Raw genomic sequence first — 18724 nt, 5'->3', positions numbered from 1 at the left:
AACCCACGTGCATTTTGAAGGAAACTGTCGACCTTTTCTCTGAAAACCCACGTCCTTTTTTTTCAGAACATAGGAGTGGGGGATAAACCTTATCTATTGGAGCAATATCTATTTTACAGACTTAAAGAGCCGTGAAGTAGTGAATCGAATATTGGTGGGAGTCGTTTGGTAAAAGGGTATACAGAGAAGTCTCAACCGCAATAATTTGCGATTGAGACTTCTCTGTAACTCTTTCCTAACTATTGGGATTAGAAGCCCTCGATAACTGGGAGGAACTTATCAGCAGCAAGAGAAGCACCACCAATAAGACCACCATCGACGTCGGTTTTTCCAAATAGCTCCTTAGCATTTCCGCCATTGGCACTACCGCCATAAAGTATAGTAGTATCGTCGGCTACATCCTTGCCATACTTGCTCTCAATCACGCTGCGAATATGAGCGTGGATTTCCTGAGCTTGATCGCTGGTAGCTGTCTTACCAGTACCGATTGCCCATACAGGCTCATAGGCTAGTACAATCTTACGGAAGTCTGCCTCAGAGAGGTCAAATAACGCTTCCTTTACCTGGGTCTCTACAACCTCGAAGTGCTTACCTGCCTCACGCTCCTCTAGCACCTCACCGATACAGAATATAGGCTGAAGATTGTTGGCTAGTGCTAGTGCAACCTTTTTCTTTAGTATCTCAGAAGTCTCGTGGTAGTAACTACGGCGCTCGCTATGGCCAAGAATTACATATGTAGCGCCAGTGGATGCCACCATCTCTGCAGATACCTCGCCTGTGTACGCTCCTTTTGCTTCGGCAGCACAGTTCTCTGCAGCTACTTTGATAGCACTTCCCTCTACAGCCCTAACAACCTCTGTTAAGTGCGTAAATGGTACTCCGAGGATAACGTCGCACTTCAGTTCTTTCCCCTCAATAGAAGCACGCACATCCTTTGCGAGCTCTACTCCTTCGGCAACAGTGGTATTCATCTTCCAGTTGCCAGCAACAATGTTCTTTCGCATAATCTTTCTTCTTGTCAAACTTATTTATTAAACATCCTATTTCTCTTTGAAAAACCTAGAGCATATGATTGCTATGGTTAGTATGATAAGTCCACCCCAAGCATATAGCAGCTCCAAAAGCCGACTCTTCTTGGTCGGCATCTGGTATGGATCCTTCTTAAACTCGGGGTTGGTTATCCTATCCGCAAAAGCCTTACCAGTCATCTTATTGACTATTCTACCTCCCTTTATTATCAGTACTCCTGGATTATTCCGCACAACAGTCTTGGCTGTTGTCTTGTCTAGGAAAAGTACTTCGGAAAACTCCTGCTCTAGTGGAGCATATTCAGGTTTGTTCCATACCTCGCCTGTATTCCCCATTGCGAGGAGTAGGGGCTCGGGGCAGTTCTGTGTTATTTTCTGTAGTAGTTGAGGCTCTACCGTATTCAGGTCGTGGCTAATCACGATTATCGCTTGCCCCTCCTTATACGTTAGGCTTTCTACAGCATTACTGCCGTCCTCACGGACTAGTACAAAGTCGGCTCCTGCTGGTCGTACCGCCTCCTCTATTACCTCCACTTCATCCCGAACATAAGTCCAAGTAGAGTCTACCTCCGAAAGCTCCTCCATACTAAAGGTTCGCTCCTTACCATCCTTGGCGTACACGAAGCTATAGATGTACACTCCTTCGGTACCACCTGTTGTGGTTAGCTCCATGAGGTCGCTCCCAATCGTATAGGGTCGGAAGTCTATAATTGGCTCATGTACAATGTTTGTGAGGTTGAAAAGCAATAGAATGACCGACGACACCCCTATAAGTATATCTGCATATCTGGTGCTAGTCCACTCATGCCATGCGCTTAGGTTACGGAACAGATAGGCAACCAGTAGCAGCAGCACTACATTCTTCCAAAACGTTGCTGCATTGCTAATTACTAGGGCATCGCCAAAGCATCCGCAGTCAGCTACTGGTTTGAAAAGATAAATGTAAAGCGTGAGCAATGTCATGCAGCACATCAATACCAGTGCAGCCCAACTCGTTATCAGCCTTCTCCAACCAATAAGAAACGCGACTCCTAAGAGTGCTTCGAATAAATTGAGCGCAACAGATGCTCCCAGGTAACACCACGATGGGAAGTGTAGACCACCGATGGCTACATACTCCTCTATCTTGATAGCAGTACCCATAGGATCTATACTCTTTACCAAACCAGAGAAGATAAAGGTAGCTCCGAGGATAAGCTGTGCTACTGTGGCAAATACTTGTCTTTTATTCCATTGCATCAGTCCCTTCGCTTATCTTAATCAGTGCGAATATGGCATAGTTAAGCATGTCTAGGTAGTTCGCATCTATTCCCTCACTTACCTTTGTAGCACCTTGGTGATCCTCTATTTGCTTAGTCCTAAATATCTTCTGCAAGATAATATCGGTAATGCTAGAGATCCGCATGCTACGCCAAGCCTCACCATAGTCATGGTTTTTGGAGAACATAAGCTGCTTTGAGCGATCGGCATACTCATCATACCAGCCTAGGAGTATCTCTTTATTCTCCTCTGGGGCATTGGTATACCCTTTCTCGAGCTGAACCATCCCCATGATAGCATAGTTCACAATCCCAATAAACTCATTCTTGAGAGCTTCACCTACCTTATTTTCACGCTTCTCCTGAACAGAACGAATGCGTTGTGCTTTGATATAAATCTGATCGGTAATGGCGGTAGGGCGCATCACGCGCCACGAAGCTCCGTAGTCCTTAAATTTATTGGCGAAAAGCTGCCGACAATCAGCTACAACCTTGGCAAACTGCTCTTCTGTCCTCTTGTACTCAGTCATAAGTGCTTATTTGATTAAGAACTGAAGATTGGCACCTGGTTCGTACTCTTTGATATCTTCACCTTTCTTAAATACGCGAAGGCTCTTATCTCCAATAAGCTCTAGCTTGCCGTCCTCAACAAGGAACCGACAACCCTCTCTTAGTCCAGCCACATACATATCTGGATTTGCCTCAATAAACTCGAGAATACGTACCTCGCGTGTCTCGCCTCCATGGTTCTCTGGATGACTATCAAGATAGTGAGGGTTTATTTGGAATGGTACAAGGTTGAGTACATTGAAGCTCTGAGGCTCTACGATAGGCATATCATTGGTTGTCCGAATCGTTGGGCAAGCCACATTGCTCCCTGCGCTCCATCCCACATAAGGTGCTCCATCCAATACTCTTTCACGGATCGCTTCTATCAGTCCTTGTTCCTGCATCATCTTAGTAAGCTGGAATGTATTACCTCCACCCACCATGATTGCGCCAGCCTCTTTTACTGCCTTTACTGGATCAGGGAAAGTATGTACCCCTTTTACCTTAACCCCCACTGGAGCCAAAGCCTTATTAACCTTCTCCACATAAGCGTCGAAAGTGAAAGTAACACCCGCAAAGGGGATAAATACAACATTCTCCCTGACCTCTCCTAGAAATTTTGCAATATCTTCGGCTGGTTTCTCAAGGTAAGTCTCACCGGGTGAGGCTGAATTGCTTATCAGTAGTAGTCTCATGATGTGCTGTCTCAATCAGTTTTATAAATCTATTTCTCCCACAAAATTACCAAAATCTACCTGCTTAACCTAACACCCCCTCACCAGAGTATTATTCCAACTCTGAAGAGGGGGTATTATAATGATAAAGATATGGAAAGTTATGGTGCTAGGCGATCGAGCGACCAGCTGCCATCCTCCTGAAGTTCGTACAAGAAACGATCATGCAATCGGCTCTCCCTGCCTTGCCAAAACTCTATTCTAGAAGGGGTTACCTCAAAACCACCCCAATTGTCAGGCCGAGGTACCTTTCTAAAAGTACCAGTGTACTTGAGGCTCTCCTTTGCAAACTCTGTAACGATGAAAGCCCTGCTTGGGATAGGCTGACTCTGAGGGGAGATTCTAGCTCCTACACGGCTCTTATAGGGGCGCTTATCAAAGTAGGCATCGCTTACCTCAGGTGCCACGTGCTTACAAATACCCTCTACATGTATCTGTCGTTCCAGCTGATGCCATAAGAATGTAACCGATACATGGGGATTAGCTTTGATTTGCCTGCCTTTACGGCTATCATAATTACTATAGAAGATGATTTTACCTTCGTTAATCTCCTTTATCAGCACCGTACGGGATGAAGGGTGACCATCTGGGGTTGAAGTGGTGACTACAATAGCAGTTGGCTCTATGACCTTGTGGTCGATAGCCTCTTGTAGCCACTCTTCCATCTTTTGTATAGGATTGGCAGGCATGTCCTTGCGAGAAAGGCTTCCCACCTTGTAATCCCTTCGGATGTCTTCGATATGCATGTCCATAGTGATATATGTATTTTAAGTGTGATTAATTTCGCCAAAAACTCCGATGGAGTAGGGTTAGTACGGTAAAGATCTCCAAACGCCCCGTCAACATCAGAAAACTCATAAGGAATGTATTGAAGTCGCTAAGAGTAGAGAAGTTCGCCATAGGACCAAAAGCGCTAAGCCCTGGTCCTGAATTGGAGATACAAGCTATAGATGCCGATACTGCGTCGGTGAAGGAATATCCCTCAAGTGTAACAGAAAAGGTCGCAATCAATATTATAGTGAGATAGGCGTATAGAAAATTATATACCTGATTGACCACCTTCTCTTTGATGAATGTACCATTATACCTAAGAGGAACAATAGCTTGCGGATGAGTACGCCTTTTGAACTCATTGAGTAGGTTACGTGATAGGATATTGAAGCGAATCATCTTGAGCCCTCCGCTCGTGGAGCCAGAGCACCCTGCAACAAACATAAGGAATAGGGCAACAACCCAAAAGGAACCACCCCAGAAGTTGTAGTCTTGGATAACATAGCCCGTAGTAGTTATCAAACTTACGACTTGGAATAATGAATGTAGGAGTGCTTTCCAAAACGAAATGTAAATGCCATTAGCATATAGCCAAATAGCAGTAAAGAGCGTAACAACAACTATAGTGGAAGCAAACCACCTGTACTCAGCATCGTGAAATAGTCTTTTGGGTTCTTTGCGTACAATAGCAAAGTAAATGAGTGTAAAGCTCGTAGCCCCAATAAACATAAAGACGGTGAGTATAAAATTGGTGTAAACAGAGTCTATATCAGCTATAGAAGCATTGTAAGTAGAAAAACCTCCTGTGCTGATACATGTAGCAGCATGGCACACCGCATCGTATAGGGAAAGAGGTCCTGCCCACAACAATAGGGCACATATAATAGATAGTACCACATAGATAAGGGTAATCCACTTGGCCATTACACCTATCCTAGGTACAAAGCGATCGTGGGTGATTCCCGTAGTCTCGTGGTCGAATACTACAGAGGCATTTTCCCCAGTAAAGGGCACTAGAGCTACAAGGAAGACAATAATACCAATACCCCCAATCCACTGGGTAACACTTCTCCAAAATAGGATACTGCGGGGTAGGGACTCAATGTCGTTAAGAATGGTACTTCCTGTAGTAGAAAAGCCCGACATAGCCTCGAAATACGCTTCCGAGAAATTGGGGATAAAGCCTCCTAACCAATAGGGCATCATCCCCAATAAAGACATGACAAGCCAGCTAAGCGAGACGGTAACCATACCTTCACGCCGCCCTGTATCGTATTCTGTATGTCCCTTGCCTAAGAGGAATAACGTGGCTCCAATAACCACATCAAGCCCCATGGTATAGAGAAGGGAGTGTAATCCGCTATCTCCGTAGTAAAGAGACACCCCTGCCGAAATCCCTAGGAATATTACTTGAAATAGACAAAGCAATCCAAGAACCATAAGGACAAACTTATAATTGAAGCCTCTCTTGGTCTCGTATTCTGAATGTACTAAGAATAGCATAGCAATAGATGATTATACTACTTGTCTTTATCCAAAGAGTTTATTGAGGTCATTCACAGAGGCATTGTGAGAGAATACCATTACCATATCTCCCGCATTAATCTGTGTCTTACCCTCTACTAGCAGTACCTCATTATTACGTAAGATACCTCCAAAGGTAATCCCTGATGGTATCTCGAGTTCCACCACAGGACGTTTGGTGACCAATGAATTTTCCCTCACCTTAATCTCTAATACTTCTCCTTGACCTATCGCCAGTGTCTTAGCACTGGAGATGTCGATATTGAGGAGGTAACGGAAAATTGCTGAGGCCGCCAATAGCTTCTTATTGATAAGGTTGCCTATCTTCATTTCATTCGCGATGTCAATATAGTCAAGATTCTCTATCTGACAAACGGAAATAGGCACTCCTAGACGCTTGGCATTGAGAGTAGCAAGCATATTGCTCTCAGACGAACTCGTAAGAGCTAGAAAAGCCTCTGTCTTTTTTATTCCCTCATTGATAAGCAGGTCGGGATCCCTACTATCGCCATGTATCACAAGGGTATTTTCAGGTACCATCTCGGAGAGACGCATACACTTTTCATAGTCACTCTCGATGATCTTAATATTTAGGTCATCGGGTAGGGCTTGTGCCGTCTTGATAGCTATACGACTACCTCCCATGATAATCACACGGTGTACTTCCAACTTCTGTTGCCCACAGAATTGACGCACACTCTCAAGGTCTTGTGGTTTAGCGGCTACATAGAGGATATCATTCTCCTCTATAGTATCGTGGCCACGAGGGATAATAGTATGATTGTCCCGCACGATAGCAAGGATATGCAGGACTTTTTCAGAGAGATCTGATAGCTCCATCAATTCCTTACCTAGTAGAGGAGAGCCCTTAATAACCCGTGTTGCCACGAGAGCGAGCTTATTATTGAATATTTTCCAATACTGCTTAGCCCAAGGGAGACTCAGACTACTGACTATCTCCGCAGCTGCAAGCTCTTCAGGATAGAGCATATCATCAATCCCCAGTGCGGTAAAGTGTCCTCGATATTGAGGCATCAAATACTCACTGCTATTGATGCGTGCAAGTGCCTTCTTCGCACCCATTTGGGTCGCAATATTACAAGCGACAATATTACCACTCTCTTCAGGCGTAACTGCGATAAAGAGATCGGCTCTATCCGCTCCTGCATCTTTCAGATCTTTGAATGACGTAGGAGAGCCTACATAGGGCATGATCTCTAGCCTATTATCGTAAGCAAACTCGAGGTTGTCTGGATTGGAATCCAGTAGTATGATATCGTGCTGCTCATGCGATAGCATCTCAGCTAGGTGGGTTCCCACTTCCCCAGCACCTACTATAAATATTCTCATAGGGTTCGATACACCTCCTTCGCCTTATTTATGATCGACTCAGCATCCATCCCCTCATAAGCATGCTGAAGGGATACTGCCCCTTGCTTGACAAAATGGTCTGAAACACCTATCCTCGTCAGAGGAATAGATAGGTGATGATCTGAGTAATACTCTAGAAGTGCACTTCCCACACCTCCAGCTATAGAGCCATCTTCAATGGTGATAATATGCTGATACTCGCATGCAATTCGCTGGAGAATTTCACCGTCTAGTGGCTTCACAAATCGTAGGTTGATGTGTCCAGGATTATAACCCTCACTCTTAAGCCCATCTATAGCAGTAGCAACAGTGCTACCAATAGGACCATAGGAGACAAATACTACCTTTTCTCCTTCTCTCAAGACTTGCGACTTCCCTAATGGTAGTTCTTCAAATGGGACATGCCAATCACCACAAGTGCCCTTACCTCTAGGGAATCTGATAACAAATGGTCCTTCACTATGATGCTTATAAGCGGTATACATCATCAGGCGAAGCTCACTTTCGTCGATTGGCGACATGATGGTCAACCCTGGTACCGTGCGTAGATAGGCAATATCGTATACCCCATGATGAGTCATACCGTCTTCTCCAACTAGTCCTGCACGATCTAAGCACAAAATCACCGGTGCTGCCTGCATCGCCACATCGTGGATGACTTGATCGTAGCCCCGCTGCAAAAAGCTAGAGTAGATATTACAGAAAGGAATCATTCCTTTTCTTGCCAATCCTGCAGAGAAGGTTACTGCATGACCTTCGGCAATACCTACATCAAATACCCTATTGGGATAGCGCTCCTGCATGAAGTTGAACGAGCTACCAGATATCATTGCTGGAGTAACTCCTACTACTTTAGGATCCAACTCAGCTAATTCTAAGAGAGTCTTGCCAAATATCTCTTGATATTTGAGGGGACTATCAGGGAGCTCTGGAGTTACCTTCAATTTTCCCGTTACGGGATCGAACAACCCTGGGGCATGCCATACCACTGCGCTCTCTTCGGCAGGTGCGTAGCCCTTTCCCTTGACCGTTTTGATATGAAGAAGCTTTGGTCCCTCGAAGTCCTTAATACTCCGCAGAGTACTAACAAGCTCTACTACATCGTGCCCATCTGTGGGACCGAAGTAGCGGATACTGAACCCTTCAAAGAGATTCTTATCATCATTGATCAACGCTTTGAGGCTATTATTAAACCTTGTAAGGTTACGTTTCCTCCTCTCATCGATAAGTTTCAATCTCTTGAGACCCTGATAGCCTTTGTGCCTAATGTAGTTGTAGACCTTACTAGTACTTACTTTTACTAAGTACTTACTTAGCCCTCCAGTAATAGGGTCAATCCCTATGTGGTTGTCGTTGAGTACTATCAAGAGATCATTGGGCTGAGAAGAAGCATTATTAAGCCCCTCAAATGCCAATCCACCAGTCATTGCTCCATCGCCAATAACTGCGATTACACTCTTATTGAGGTTCTGAAGTTTACTTCCCACAGCAATACCCAATGCCGCAGAAATAGCATTGGAGGCATGACCTGAGACAAAAGAATCATATTCGCTCTCATTGGGATGGGTAAAACCACTAATACCGCCCCATTGACGCAGATTTCCAAAGTCCTTGCGACGCCCTGTGAGAATCTTGTGGACATAGGACTGGTGCCCAACATCCCAAACTATCTCATCATTTGGCAGATCAAAGACATAATGCAACGCTACTGTAAACTCCACAACACCAAAGTTGGCACCTAGGTGCCCTGGTACTTTGCTCAAGCTCTCCAAAAGAAATCCTCGTATCTCCTCGCACAACGTAGGCAACTCCTGGATTGAGAGCTGTTTTACGTCCTTGGGCGAATTGATTTTATCCAATAAAGAGTAACTTTTATAACTACTCATCTTACTAAATTCTAATATTTCCCTACCATACCCAATATCTGCAAAGTTAGCCATTTCTCAGCAATCCTCATAAATATGGGTGGGTGTCGTCCTATTAGCGTCTGTCATTGTAATAGGTCAGTTAGCACCGTGTCTTTGTATGGAATGGATACCATTAAGTATATCAGCATACTCTTCATGTTGCATATTAGTAAAATAAGCGATAGCTACCTAATATCTGGAGAGATATAGTATAATATTGAGGGAATTCGTAATGTATAGTACATGACCATGCCTGAATACCGTAAGCAACGCCATAGTTTGCTTTTGTGCAAAAGTGTCATCAAGTTTATATAGTCTACTATTGTACCTTTATTAGTCCCTAGTCTCGTTACTTCCATTATCCATCGTGGTTTTAGTCTCTATGGAGACCGGCTTGATTCCCTCCCGGGAGGGACTGGAGTTTTTCTAAGGAGAAACTGGAGTCTCTCTGGGGAGGGACTTTCTTTGCTCAGGCAAGGACTTGGTGGCACTAATCATATTTCTGAAAATAAGGATACCTTCAGGTTGTTAATCCATATACTTCTGACACACCTCATTACTAAGATCAAAATTTACTAGAATGGCTTAGATGAATATTTCCCTATATTCTCGAAATCCAAAACTACCCGTTTCTAGTGACTTTAGAAGCCATTATAAATTCACATTGTGTATCTATTTACCATGTGAATTATCTATCCATATATAATTTATACACATAACTAATTTATGATATATATGATATACACACGATAAATTCACACCTCTAGCTTCGGTATATATATGGATTCTAGCAATTTCGAAACAATAATAAATGCAAATATCAAGCGTTATTCATTTTGTGAACTCGTATTCTTTGCATTGTAACTATCTGGTTTTCTTTTGATAATATATACTATCCTATACGTATTTTAAGGCAGAGTAGGGTAATCCTATATGATTTATGCAAAGTTTGCTATATATAGATATTGGTGACTAACTAATCTCTATATGAACAGTATATTACATCTTTTAATCTATAATATTTCTAACAGAAGTAATTAGTATACATAGTATTTAGGTGTTGTACAAAGCTAATCATCATATTAATTGGATATTTTGTGTATATTTGTGTGGATATAAGATGTATGTATAATGTACCTCCATGTGAATGTATGTATACAAACAAAATTTACATGCTAAGTAGCTAAGAAAAGATGGTAAAAGAGGAGAAATTAATGGAGCAAGGAAAGAGGCTTGAGCAGCTAATAATTAAGGAGGGGCTATCACAAGCTGACTTCTCTCTAAAAACTGGAATTAAGACGTCTACACTCAATCACGTAATCAAAGGCAGGAATGATATCAGTGCAATGGTAATGTCTCAAATTCTAAATGCCTTTCCTAGTTTTAATGAAGAGTGGATACGAACAGGAGTGGGAGAGATGACTATAGCCATTTCATTCGAACAGGCTAATTCACCTTCACCTAATTCGACACTCTATGGCTTAGGTTTGCCTTTGTTTGATATTCAAAAGCAACCCCAAGCTAATGAAATAAAGGTCGAGAATCCGCTCCCCAAAGAAACTAAGATTAAGGAGCGAAAGATTACAAAGATTATTGTCTATTATGATGACAACACCTTCGAGACGTTTCTACAAGATCATTAGGATAGGTTGAATGGTCAGCACTTCATAGAATACTATGTGCTTCTTAGCAGAATAATGATTACCTCTATACTGATATATGGTTTCATATCTACTAATCAATAATATGTGTTATGTTAAGTAGATAATATGCTAATAGATACAAGGTCGATAAAAACACTGTAATTGTACTCCCCCTTCTTGGGGAATCTTTGGGGAATCTTTGGGTATCCCTTGAGTTTTCTTTGAGGATTCTGTAAATCTATTAGCATGCGGACTCCTTTATGTCCGATCCTTGCTGGAGCTGTATTGTGATGCGGGTATTCATTATAAATGGGCACCATTTTACTGGGAAAGGATGCTATTAAACAGCGAACCCCCGGGCGGGGTCGTGTGGTTGGTTACTACAAACCGTAATTGCGCATATGTTTTCCCTATTGCAGGACACACTATGAGACTGTTGCACGGTGGCGAACTACTGCGTTACTTTCGACATTCGTGCAACAGTCTCACTATGTAGTTCAGCGCCTATAATTGAGGTGATTTCGTAGAGTAGTGTTGCTGCTTCTATAGAGGATGTAGTCCACAATGGTAGCCGAAGATGGTGCTTTAACGCTACGTATAGACTTCGGATTGCCCTTCGTAAATAGTCTGATATGACGATTCTTTGAGAGATATCCCAGCAAGCTCAGCAGCTTTGTCCTCACGTGTTCTATATCTTCGTACCGAATATAAGCCTTTTTATCAGCAATAACCCCACTTTTGAGCTCAATATAATCTTCTACCAATTGAATGGAACTTCTCTTCTGCTTGAGCATCCCCATCCAAACCAATACTCCAGTAACAACCAGACTGATAAGTGCCCCAGGTACAATATCCCAATAGATGACAGCTATCAGAAGTGGCATGCATACTAACCACCAAGGCAAAAATGAGTACCAAAAGACAATCTTCTGTGCATGTGCTCTGAATAGTATCTCCTGCTCCTTTGTGCCATATAGCCACTCTTCGAGCTTCTGAATACAGGAGACTCCAGGCACAGAAATGATGTTTTCGCCCTTATCTCCCTCTATATTCTTGGCTTGTTCGAGTGTAAACGAAGAGAGACCCAAGTACTTTTCTAGTGGATTTGCTTTGGTGTCAAGTGCAATGACTTTATCGCGATACAACTGTATCGTCACTTTATTCACTAGTCCTGCTTTGTATACCTATCTGCATTACTAATAGAACTATTCGCTGCCAGTAATGCATTGGGTGAAATCCCATATTTCCTTGAAATAGAGTAAAGCGTTTCGCCCGCTCCTACCTTGTGGTAGGTAGGTCCTGAGGTCGCTTCTTTAGCAGTTTTAGTGCCCGGAAGCTTGATTTCTTCCCCAATCTTTATCCCATTTTTAGCCTCTGGATTGAGCCTGATGAGTTCATCCACAGCTACGCCGTATTGGCGGCTAATCGCATAGAGTGTTTCTCCAGCCACTACAGTATGGCTTCTCGTAGACTGCTGAGCAAACACAAGCGTTGAGCTCATAAATAACCCTACTACGATTAGTAATCCCCAAAGTATACTTCTGCGCAATATCATAATTCCCAATTTAATTGCATTTTAATATAATCGCAAAGATAACAATTTAGTACCATCTGGCAAGGCTTTAGCACGTCTCAAGCATTTCTCTCTCTAGGTCGCGACAATATTTACTCTAGCTATTTGCATTAGTCTCTCCCGCGAGGGACTCGAGTCTCTCGCGGGAAAAACTCCAGTCCCTCTGGGGAGGGACTCTCTCTACTCTAGGGAGTAGCTCTTGAAAATAGTGATACCATAGGAGTATTGTATGCAGACCTATCTCCTCCCTAGCGTGAGAAGAAAGTAACGAAGCTGTACCCTAACCTAGAAAAGAATCGAGACGGCTATGCTCTGTTGAGCATAGCCGTCTCGATTATATGTAACACTATTCCCTATTCCTTGGGATGCATATTACTTATTGAGCTCGTCGAGCTTAGCCTTGATTTCGGTAACATCGTGCGTACGTACGATGATCTCGCCTTCTGGAGAGAAGAGGATGAAAGTAGGTACACCTATTACGCCATAGGTCTCAGCACCCATACTTTGGTTCTTGCCATCAATACGATTGCCGTCTTGGAAGGTAGGCCAAGTGATCTTGAGTTTCTTTACAGCATTGGCATAAGCCGTACCATCCTCATCGCGCTCCCAGATAGCGATGCTAGCCGAAGAGAGTATCTTAGCATATTGTTTCTCTATCTGAGCTAAGACAGGCATAGACTTTTGGCAAGGACCACACCATGATGCGAAGAAGTCGAGTAGGAAGTACTTACCTTCAGTACGGAATTCACTAAGCATCTTGGTCTCGCCTGCTGGGTTGGTCATCTGATAGTCGACAAACTGCTTCCCCACAGCGGTGTTTGCAGCTGCCACACTAGTCTTGTAGAATGTAGCTAGAGACTTCTCTGCCTTGAGGCTTTCTGGAGCCTGATCGTAGAGAGCAATGAACTCCTCTGGCTCTATTGAGCGACGCATATTTCTGAGTGCTGCAATCTGCACACTCGCATTGGTAGCCTCTGAGAAATACTTCTTATTGATTTTCGTTGCTTCCGTATCCATGATAGTATAGATAGAGTCAATCTGCGCTTCTTGCTCCTTCGTGAGGGTACTATCTGGTGTTAAGATGTTCTCGGCAATTGACTCTATATCATTAGTATACCTTGTTTCTACGTCATTCAACTCGTCATAGAGGTTTTGTAGCTTCATAAATGCGCTGTTCTCAGCACCGCTACGGATGATACTTGTTTCGTCACTAATGGAGTCGGTTGTGATAGTAAAAGTATACTCCCCAGCCTCACGAGCGAAAAGCAGAGGTGTGTCCATCAGCTTTACTACATTGACAATTGAGTCATTGGCTGGCGATACGAAGGTAAACGAACCATTTTCTATCAGTGCGGAGTCCACGACCTCATTGGTTACATCGTAAATATAGGCGTAGGTACCATTAGCTTCGGCGGGCAGGCCTGTGGCTGTCACCTTGAACTCTGGCGCCTTTTCTGTTGTAGAACAAGCGCCCAATAAGAGTGCCATAGAGGCAGTAGCTGTTATAAACTTCTTCATGTTTAATCTTCTATTAGTTAAAAGTGAAATACTCAATTGGATATTTTTCCATATTTGAAATGATGATGCAAAGGTATAGAAAACTATAGTGACTACTGGTATTTTGAAAGGAATATTTGTATCTTGCTCTACTTTTATATCGTACCAGTGGTATAAAATGAGTTTTTATGAAGAAGTATACTGATTTAGATCAATATTCGACAATAGAGCAGCTTATAGTTCGTCTCGATGCTTTACCCCATAATGTCTCTGAAAAAGAGTGGTATAGGGTAAAGGAAATACTACAGAAGTACCTGAAGGAGCGCCCTGATCTTAAGGATCAGTTTGGGATACATCCCCTAGCTCGGCGACTATTGACGGCGACCACCCTTGTAGATGAGATGGGAATAGGAGGTACGCCTATCATGGCCGTACTCCTACAATTACCCTTGCGGGATGGTGTTGTAAAGCAAGAGGAGTTGAAGGGTTTCCTGAGTGAGGATGTGCTCTACTTATTGCGCTTGATGCAAAAGGTGACCGATTTGTATGCCAAGAATGCTGTGGTTACTTCGGACAACTTTAGCCACTTCTTACTATCTTTCGCTGAGGATGTGCGTGTTATCCTTATCTTGATTTCCGAGCGACTGGTGCAGCTTCGCCTTGCTGGTGATTATCTTTCAGAGGATCTACAGTTGGATCTCAGTATGGAGGCTTCCTTCCTCTATGCCCCTCTGGCGCACCGTATGGGGCTGTACAATATCAAGGGTGAGATGGAGGACTTTTGCCTCAAGTATACGGATAGGGAGATATATAATTTTATTAAAGACAAGCTGGCTGCTACCAAGAAGACACGCGATACTTATATTGCTTCTTTTATCGATCCAGTTAAGAAGGCTTTGGAGGAGTCGGGACTAATGTTTACGATAAAGGGAAGAACGAAGTCTATCTCCTCTATCCGTAATAAGCTAGTGAAGCAAAAGATAGAGTTCGAGGCTATTTATGACCTATTCGCTATACGTGTCATTATCGATGCACCACTAGAGGAGGAAAGAAGCCAGTGCTGGAAGGCATACTCTATCATCACAGATATGTACCAACCCAATCCTAAGCGGATGAAGGATTGGTTATCTATCCCAAAGTCTAATGGTTACGAAAGTCTGCATATCACGGTATTGGGACCCCAACAGAAGTGGGTAGAGGTGCAGATTCGTACCGAACGTATGGACGAGATAGCGGAGAAGGGTCTCGCTGCACACTGGAGATACAAGGGGGTGAAGAGCGAGAGTGGACTGGATGAGTTTATGACCACGGTTCGCAGGACGCTAGAGAATAAGTCTGCTACCAGCGAAGAGGTGATGCAGGAGTTTAGGATGAATCTCTATGATGAGGAGATATATGTCTTTACACCCAAGGGGGACTTAGTAAAGTTGCCCAAAGGTGCTTCTATCCTCGACTTCGCCTATGCTATACACTCGGGGATTGGCGAGAAGACAGTCTCTGCTCAGGTCAATGGTCGCAATGTAAGCATCCGACAGCAATTACAGAATGGTGATACCGTTTCTATAAATACCTCTGCCAATCAGACACCTAAGCAGGATTGGTTGAGGTATGTGATAACGAGCAAGGCGAGAAATAAGATTAAGCAATGGCTGAGGATAGAGTCTGAAAAGTCTATTCAGCTAGTGCGTGAGGAGCTCAACCGCCGTCTGCGTAATCGGAAGCTGGAGTACGATGAGGCTGTATTCACCAAGCTCGTAAGGCGTAAGGGGTACAAGGCAACAAGTCACTTCTTCCTCGCAATTCAGAATAAGCAGACAGACCTAGATACGTTCCTCGATGAGTATAAACTGGCATTTCAGGAACCTGAGCAGGCTGAGGAGCGCCATATTTCGGCAGATAAGTTTGTCTCTAGTACTCTGCCTGAGAAGATTATTGCTGAGGAGACAGAGGATATCCTAACGATAGATAATAACCTATCGGGCATCGATTATCAGCTTGCTAAGTGTTGTAATCCTATATATGGCGATAAGATATTTGCCTTTACTTCCCGAAGCGGTATCCGAATTCATAGAATGAATTGCCCCAATGCTCCTGATTTATTCAATAGATTCGGTTATCGTATCCTCAAGGCTAGGTGGAAAGGTGATACCTCTCGAGGGAGTGAGGTTGTGCTGAGGGTAATTGGGCATGATGATCTTAGCGTGGTCAATGCTGTCGTTAGTCAGGTGGGGACTGAGAAGGAACTTACGCTCCGTAGCTATAATATACAGAGCGCAGATGGACTCTTCCAAGCTACGCTGCATATATATATAAAGGAAGCTTCTCGCCTCAATCCTTTACTAAAGTCCTTACGTACGCTCCCAGGGATTAAGAGTGTAGAGAGGGTGTAATACCTCTCGAGAATGAGGAGTGCACTTTTTCACTGCCCTGCATATAGCACAACCGCTACCAGAGCTTGATATGCTCAATGGTAGCGGTTGTGGTTATTATGCGGTGTCGGGACTACTGATGGCTAGACTACATTCGTCCTCCGCCCATCATGTCGTTCATGCCTCCTAGTCCACCCATGCCGCCCATATCACCTAAGCCACCCATGCCTTGGTTATTACCTTGGCGTTGTCTGCGGAGTTGTTCCTCACGCTCTTTATTGCGATCCTTTTTCTCCTTAGCCTTGGGCTTATTCTTAATCAACTCTTCGGGCTTCTGTTTATCTATCTTGGTAGCAAGAGGAGATAGCGTCTCCTTTACATCCCAGTTCGCCATTACTTCAATAATCTTCGGCATGTAGTAGACCATCTCTGGCTGGATAGAGTCGCGGTAGTTGCCTGCATCCCACTTGCCATTATTATTGCTGTCCACGATGAGTCGGAAACCATACTTCTCAGGCTTAATATCTTTGAAGTGTAAGGTCGGCTTATCGGAGTATACTACTCTTAGCACAGCATCTTGGGTAGAGAGGAGTTCGCCAATAAATGGTCCCTCAACGCCATCTACCGTGATGGAGAGCTGAGAAAAAGCGTCTTTCGCTTTCGTCTTGAACGCATCTACCACCGTCTCATCGAGCATGTGCCCATACACATCGGTAAACTTAGCACTGTCGGCATACAGCTCATAGCTCGTGTCGTACGATAGCTTCGCCTCTATCATTCCCACGGTAGTACGCCCAGGGAGTAGATAGATAGAGTCTATGGTTACCGGCTTGAGGATGGAGTCCTGCGCATTGAATAGCTCAAAGGCCTTAAATGCCTCAGGAGTGATAGGCAGAGAGCTATAGAAGAGCAGGCTATCACTGGTCCCACCTTCCCCTTTATGCTCGAAGCGAAGCGTAAGCGGGCTCTTCGGCTTCGCAATACTGTCATTAGTCTCCTTCAGTCTCCCCTTGTCTTCTATCGGCTTAGGGGCAGATGGGCGGAGCGTGAGAGAGTCATGCACCATGATAGGTAGCTCTAGGGAGTCTACCGAAGTATAAGAGACTTCAAACTCCTTATACCTCTTCCATGTAGGGTCCGTAAAGTAGACCATTACCTCCTTCTTCTCTCTATTGATATCGAGAACTGGTGTACTGCCGCCTTGCACAGCAAGGGAGTCGATAGGGCGTACCTTGATTTTGCCTTCGGGTATGGCACTGAACACAAGTCTTAGTTGCATAGAGTCGGGGCGCTCGCGCTTGCTAATAAATCTACGCTTTGCTTCTGGCACGTAATAGAGCAGCACGATATCATCCGGCAGGTAGCGTGTATATGCCACTGTCTTTATCGTGTCTATGGTAAGACTATCCACCCAAGTCGTATCTTGCCGAGTAGCTGCCATTGCGCTTGTAGTGATAAGCTCATTGAGGAATGCTACCCCATCTGTAGGCATATCGTGGCGATAGTTGCCATCGCTCTCTTTCAGAGCATACACTCTGTAGCTCCCTTGCTTCATGTTTCGCATTACAAACTGTGCACGGTCTCCAGTCCTACTCATGCGGCTGAAGGTCGTATCTGTAAAAGCGTTCCAGCCCGCAGACTCTGGGTGCACACCTACAAGTAAGCTCTGCATGGGTTCGTGGTTACGAATGTTAATCACTCGACCACTGATCTCCATGGTGTCTATTTCATTGCCCGTGGAGAAGGCATACGAGAAGTTCTCCAGTGGATTACCCTCGTTGTTATCCACAATAGCATCGGTAAAGTCTATGGAGTAAGTCGTATTTGGGATAAGATCGTCTTCCAGTTCCACCGTTACCTTCTTGCCCACAGCTACTATCTTAGGCTGAGTAATCTGGGGAGGAGAGATGATTACCTTATTGGCTATATCCTGGATTTGTATATACTCGTCGAAGGTGAGTACGAAGCGTTTCTTGCTTACATTTAGTGCCCTATCTTCGGGAGAACTACTGACGAGCTTTGGTGGTGTCACATCGTAAGGTCCGCCATCAGGCGCTACTCGATTGGCACATCCATATAGAATCCCTACAAGTAGGAATGGTATCATTATTGGGGCGAGTAATCGCCCATTGATTCTTTTCATACAGAACTATATATATTGAGTAGCAAAATTAGCCAAAATCGAAGCAATCAGCAACCTATTGCCTATATGTTCAGAAATAGGTACATTTGCTTCGCATTGTATAATAATAACAATGGAAAGACAATGGATAATAAAGAGCAAAACAACAAAGAACTAATCCTTGCCATCTTTAGTGGTAAGGATAGACCTGGTATTTCGGCAGCGATTACCGAAACGCTAGCAAAGCATGATGTGACCATCCTTGATATTGGTCAGAGTGATACGCACAACCACCTTACACTTGGTGTTCTTTTCGCTGCTGAGTCATCTATCAGCGGCACGATTCTAAAGGAATTGCTCTTCAAAGCCAATGAGCT

General features: G+C 43.9%; 15 protein-coding genes. 3 read left to right on the top strand and 12 right to left on the bottom strand.

Annotation, left to right across the window (positions count from 1 at the left end; genetic code table 11):
* Positions 1-248: 248 nt before the first annotated feature.
* From tpiA to dxs, 8 genes are all read right to left on the bottom strand, one after another.
* Positions 249-1004 carry a triose-phosphate isomerase gene (gene tpiA, locus A3GG_RS0101595; RefSeq protein ID WP_018357580.1) on the bottom strand — a complete coding sequence of 252 codons (756 nt, stop codon included), beginning with the start codon at positions 1002-1004 and terminating at the stop codon, positions 249-251.
* Positions 1005-1040: 36 nt separating this feature from the next.
* The gene (locus A3GG_RS12730) at positions 1041-2267 is read right to left on the bottom strand and encodes a BT_3928 family protein (protein WP_018357579.1); all 1227 of its coding nucleotides are present in this window, start codon (positions 2265-2267) and stop codon (positions 1041-1043) included.
* Positions 2254-2817, bottom strand: a complete 564-nt coding sequence (locus A3GG_RS0101585) for a DUF1599 domain-containing protein (protein ID WP_018357578.1) — start codon at positions 2815-2817, stop codon at positions 2254-2256. Before A3GG_RS0101585 ends, A3GG_RS12730 begins: the two co-directional genes overlap by 14 nt.
* Positions 2818-2823: 6 nt before the next feature.
* A complete protein-coding gene (pepE, locus tag A3GG_RS0101580) occupies positions 2824-3531 on the bottom strand; it encodes a dipeptidase PepE (protein ID WP_018357577.1) in 708 nt (235 codons plus the stop codon).
* Between the two features lie 140 nt (positions 3532-3671).
* The gene (pdxH, locus tag A3GG_RS0101575; RefSeq protein WP_018357576.1) at positions 3672-4322 is read right to left on the bottom strand and encodes a pyridoxamine 5'-phosphate oxidase; all 651 of its coding nucleotides are present in this window, start codon (positions 4320-4322) and stop codon (positions 3672-3674) included.
* 25 nt (positions 4323-4347) lie between these two features.
* Complete coding sequence (locus A3GG_RS0101570) at positions 4348-5844, bottom strand: TrkH family potassium uptake protein (protein ID WP_018357575.1); 1497 nt, start codon at positions 5842-5844, stop codon at positions 4348-4350.
* A 27-nt stretch (positions 5845-5871) separates the two neighbouring features.
* On the bottom strand, positions 5872-7215 hold the full coding sequence (gene trkA / locus A3GG_RS0101565; protein ID WP_018357574.1) for a Trk system potassium transporter TrkA: 1344 nt from the start codon (positions 7213-7215) through the stop codon (positions 5872-5874).
* On the bottom strand, positions 7212-9122 hold the full coding sequence (gene dxs, locus A3GG_RS0101560) for a 1-deoxy-D-xylulose-5-phosphate synthase (protein WP_026215530.1): 1911 nt from the start codon (positions 9120-9122) through the stop codon (positions 7212-7214). Before dxs ends, trkA begins: the two co-directional genes overlap by 4 nt.
* 1235 nt (positions 9123-10357) lie before the next feature.
* Between dxs and A3GG_RS12725 the strand changes: the two genes are divergently transcribed.
* Positions 10358-10786, top strand: coding sequence for a helix-turn-helix domain-containing protein (locus A3GG_RS12725; RefSeq protein WP_169333139.1), 429 nt, complete (start codon positions 10358-10360; stop codon positions 10784-10786).
* 497 nt (positions 10787-11283) lie between these two features.
* Here the strand turns inward: A3GG_RS12725 and A3GG_RS0101550 are convergent, their stop codons facing one another.
* The 3 genes from A3GG_RS0101550 to A3GG_RS0101540 form a co-directional block, all read right to left on the bottom strand.
* The gene (locus A3GG_RS0101550) at positions 11284-11952 is read right to left on the bottom strand and encodes a hypothetical protein (RefSeq protein WP_018357570.1); all 669 of its coding nucleotides are present in this window, start codon (positions 11950-11952) and stop codon (positions 11284-11286) included.
* On the bottom strand, positions 11952-12287 hold the full coding sequence (locus A3GG_RS0101545; protein ID WP_018357569.1) for a LysM peptidoglycan-binding domain-containing protein: 336 nt from the start codon (positions 12285-12287) through the stop codon (positions 11952-11954). The genes A3GG_RS0101550 and A3GG_RS0101545 overlap by 1 nt, the downstream gene beginning before the upstream one ends.
* A gap of 444 nt (positions 12288-12731) precedes the next feature.
* Positions 12732-13877 (bottom strand): TlpA disulfide reductase family protein, encoded by a 1146-nt coding sequence (locus A3GG_RS0101540; RefSeq protein ID WP_018357568.1) that lies wholly within the window; start codon positions 13875-13877, stop codon positions 12732-12734.
* A gap of 167 nt (positions 13878-14044) precedes the next feature.
* Here A3GG_RS0101540 and A3GG_RS0101535 point away from each other — a divergent pair, with 167 nt between their 5' ends.
* A complete protein-coding gene (locus tag A3GG_RS0101535) occupies positions 14045-16246 on the top strand; it encodes a RelA/SpoT family protein (RefSeq protein WP_018357567.1) in 2202 nt (733 codons plus the stop codon).
* Between the two features lie 127 nt (positions 16247-16373).
* Here the strand turns inward: A3GG_RS0101535 and A3GG_RS0101530 are convergent, their stop codons facing one another.
* Entirely contained in the window at positions 16374-18368 is a 1995-nt protein-coding gene (locus A3GG_RS0101530) for an Ig-like domain-containing domain (RefSeq protein ID WP_156808637.1), read from the bottom strand.
* Between the two features lie 123 nt (positions 18369-18491).
* On the opposite strand from A3GG_RS0101530, the gene A3GG_RS11590 reads away from it, so the two are divergent.
* Positions 18492-18724: ACT domain-containing protein (locus A3GG_RS11590; protein WP_033408142.1), on the top strand; the 233-nt coding region annotated here is incomplete at its 3' end.

The sequence above is a fragment of the Porphyromonas levii DSM 23370 genome, from assembly GCF_000379925.1.
Lineage (GTDB): Bacteria > Bacteroidota > Bacteroidia > Bacteroidales > Porphyromonadaceae > Porphyromonas_A > Porphyromonas_A levii.
The sequence above is the reverse complement of the archived record's forward strand: the minus strand, read 5'-3'. Positions and strand labels throughout refer to the sequence as shown.

Excerpts from the sequence above, each read along its gene's own strand:
- tpiA (WP_018357580.1), bottom strand. The coding sequence starts at position 1,004 with ATGCGAAAGAACATTGTTGCTGGCAACTGGAAGATGAATACCACTGTT.
- A3GG_RS12730 (WP_018357579.1), bottom strand. The coding sequence starts at position 2,267 with ATGCAATGGAATAAAAGACAAGTATTTGCCACAGTAGCACAGCTTATC.
- A3GG_RS0101585 (WP_018357578.1), bottom strand. The coding sequence starts at position 2,817 with ATGACTGAGTACAAGAGGACAGAAGAGCAGTTTGCCAAGGTTGTAGCT.
- pepE (WP_018357577.1), bottom strand. The coding sequence starts at position 3,531 with ATGAGACTACTACTGATAAGCAATTCAGCCTCACCCGGTGAGACTTAC.
- pdxH (WP_018357576.1), bottom strand. The coding sequence starts at position 4,322 with ATGGACATGCATATCGAAGACATCCGAAGGGATTACAAGGTGGGAAGC.
- A3GG_RS0101570 (WP_018357575.1), bottom strand. The coding sequence starts at position 5,844 with ATGCTATTCTTAGTACATTCAGAATACGAGACCAAGAGAGGCTTCAAT.
- trkA (WP_018357574.1), bottom strand. The coding sequence starts at position 7,215 with ATGAGAATATTTATAGTAGGTGCTGGGGAAGTGGGAACCCACCTAGCT.
- dxs (WP_026215530.1), bottom strand. The coding sequence starts at position 9,122 with ATGAGTAGTTATAAAAGTTACTCTTTATTGGATAAAATCAATTCGCCC.
- A3GG_RS12725 (WP_169333139.1), top strand. The coding sequence starts at position 10,358 with ATGGAGCAAGGAAAGAGGCTTGAGCAGCTAATAATTAAGGAGGGGCTA.
- A3GG_RS0101545 (WP_018357569.1), bottom strand. The coding sequence starts at position 12,287 with ATGAGCTCAACGCTTGTGTTTGCTCAGCAGTCTACGAGAAGCCATACT.
- A3GG_RS0101540 (WP_018357568.1), bottom strand. The coding sequence starts at position 13,877 with ATGAAGAAGTTTATAACAGCTACTGCCTCTATGGCACTCTTATTGGGC.
- A3GG_RS0101535 (WP_018357567.1), top strand. The coding sequence starts at position 14,045 with ATGAAGAAGTATACTGATTTAGATCAATATTCGACAATAGAGCAGCTT.
- A3GG_RS0101530 (WP_156808637.1), bottom strand. The coding sequence starts at position 18,368 with ATGAAAAGAATCAATGGGCGATTACTCGCCCCAATAATGATACCATTC.